Annotated in this window: 2 protein-coding genes; both read left to right on the forward strand. The window is 66.3% G+C overall.

Features of this window, described 5'->3' with window-relative positions; all coding sequences use genetic code 11:
• The first annotated feature begins 253 nt into the window (after positions 1-253).
• Positions 254-964, forward strand: a complete 711-nt coding sequence (locus ACVOLZ_RS22255; RefSeq protein ID WP_481518035.1) for an HAD family hydrolase — start codon at positions 254-256, stop codon at positions 962-964.
• 33 nt (positions 965-997) lie between these two features.
• Positions 998-2,368: a leucyl aminopeptidase family protein gene (locus ACVOLZ_RS22260; RefSeq protein WP_481518036.1), complete on the forward strand. Its 1,371-nt coding sequence runs from the start codon at positions 998-1,000 to the stop codon at positions 2,366-2,368.
• Positions 2,369-2,493 lie beyond the last annotated feature (125 nt).

The raw sequence follows: 2,493 nt of genomic DNA on the forward strand, positions 1-2,493 counted from the left end.
GGCCAGTCCCGCTCGGGGGCGGCGTGACGCGGGGGCGGAGCCGCGGGGCCGGCATGCCCGGCGGGGCAACGCTATTGCAGCCGGCGCTGTTTTTTTGTCGGCGCGCCGCCCGCCGCGAAGCTGATGGTGCCGAAGCAATCAGCATATATGCCAACTGATGATGGGCCGGCCTCGCGGCTGACGCCGCTCCTACAAAATCGGGCAAGCACGGCCCCTACAGGCCCGGCTCATGGGCTTGGCGTAAAATGCCCGGATGAACTTTCCCGTACTCGCCATCACCCTCGATCTGGACGACACCTTGTGGCCGTTCGCTCCGATCGGGGCCCGCATCGACCAGGTGCTGCACGATTGGATGCTGGAACACAGCCCGGCCACCGCCAGCATGTACCCGGTCGCGGCCATGCGTGAACTGCGCGAACGCTCATTCCGCGACAACCCGCAGCTGCATTACGACCTGAGCGCATTGCGCCGGCTGACCCTGGCCGAGGCGCTGGAAAAAAGCGGTGCAAGCATGGACCTGCTGGACCCGGCCTACGAAGCGTTCTACGCCGCGCGCAACCAGGTCGAGTTCTATCCCGATGCACTGGCGGCACTGCGCCGTATCGCCGCGCGCGTGCCGGTGGCAGCAGTGAGCAACGGCAACGCCGACCTGCAGCGCATCGGCATTGGCGATCTGTTCGCCTTCCAGCTGGGTTCGCGCGAGCACGGTGCAGCCAAGCCGGACCCCAGTATTTTCCATGCCGCCTGCGAACGCCTCGGCGTTGAACACGCGCAGGTACTGCATGTCGGCGATCATGCCGAAATGGACGTAGCCGGCGCCATGCGCGCCGGCCTGCGTGGTTGCTGGATCAACCGCGAAGAACATTCATGGACCCACACCGAGCTGCAGCCTGACCTGCAGTTCGACACCCTGACCGGACTGGCCGACTGGTTGGATGGCAACGCCTCCAACCCGCAGCGCTAAGCCCACGGCCGCCAGCAGACGCAAGAGAACACCATGACCCCGATTACCGCTTACACCACCGATTCCACCAATGCCCTGCCGCTGTATGTGCTGGACCGCGACGGCTTCGCCGCGTGGAAGGCACAGCAGCCTGCCGCCGTGCAGGCCTGGGCCGCAGCACAACAGTTCAACGCCGCACCGAACAGCGTGCTGCTGCTGCCCGGCGACAACGGCATTGCCGGTGCCGTGCTCGGCGTAGGCGATCACGCCGATGCCTACGCCTACGCGCATGCACCGTTCGCGCTGCCGGCCGGTACAACCTGGCAGGTTGCCAACGAGCTGGACGCCAGCAGCAGCGCCAACCTGCAGATCGGCTGGGGCCTGGGCAGCTACCGCTTCGACCGCTATCGCAAGCTGGCCCGTCCGGCCGCACAGCTGCTGGCAACGCCGGCCGCTGATATCCTCGATGTGGTGACCGCCTGCCTGCGCGTGCGCGACTGGGTCAACACGCCGACCGAAGACATGGGCCCGCAGCAGCTGGAAGACGCTGCGCGCGATCTGGTCGAAGCCCATGGCGGCGAACTGGAAGTCATTGCCGGCGACGAACTGCTGGAAATGAACTTCCCCACCATCCACGCTGTTGGCCGCGCCTCGCACCGCGCACCGCGTTTGATCGTGCTGCGCTGGGGTAATGCTGGTGCGCCGCATCTGGCGCTGGTCGGCAAGGGCGTGTGCTTCGACACCGGCGGCCTGGACCTGAAGCCGGCCGACGGCATGCGCAACATGAAGAAGGACATGGGCGGTGCCGCGCATGCCATCGCCCTGGCGGGCCTGGTGATGGCGCAGCAGCTGCCGGTGCAACTGACCCTGGTGGTGGCTGCGGTGGAAAATGCCGTTGGCCCCGATGCCTTCCGTCCCGGCGAAGTGATCACCACCCGCAAGGGCATCACCGTCGAGATCGACAACACCGACGCCGAAGGTCGGCTGGTGCTGTGCGACGCGCTGACCTACGTCAGCGAACAGAACCCGGACACCATCCTCGATTTCGCCACCCTCACCGGCGCCGCACGCATCGCACTGGGCCCGGATCTGCCAGCCTTGTTCGCCAATGACGACACCCTGGCCAACCAATGGCTGCAGGCCGGCGACAGCACCCGCGACCCGGTCTGGCGCATGCCGTTGTGGCGTCCCTACCTGCGCTACCTCAACAGCGGCATCGCCGACCTCGCCAACGCAGGCTCGCGCATGGCTGGTTCGGTAACCGCAGCGCTGTATCTGGAGCGTTTCATCAACGAAGGCCAGGTGTGGGCACATCTGGACGTCTACGCATGGAACGACGGCGAACGCCCGGGCCGCCCGGCTGGTGGTGAAGCGCTGGCATTGCGTTCGGCATGGGCGATGTTGAAGACGCGTTACGGCGCATAAAGCGTCCCTGTAGTGCCTAGCCATGCTCGGCGCTGGGGCATTGCCGGTAAGGCTTCAACTGTAGTGCCGAGCCATGCTCGGCATTGGGGCTCTATCGGTGAAGCCTCTGCCGAGCATGGCTCGGC

This window comes from Stenotrophomonas sp. STEN020 (assembly GCF_056760195.1).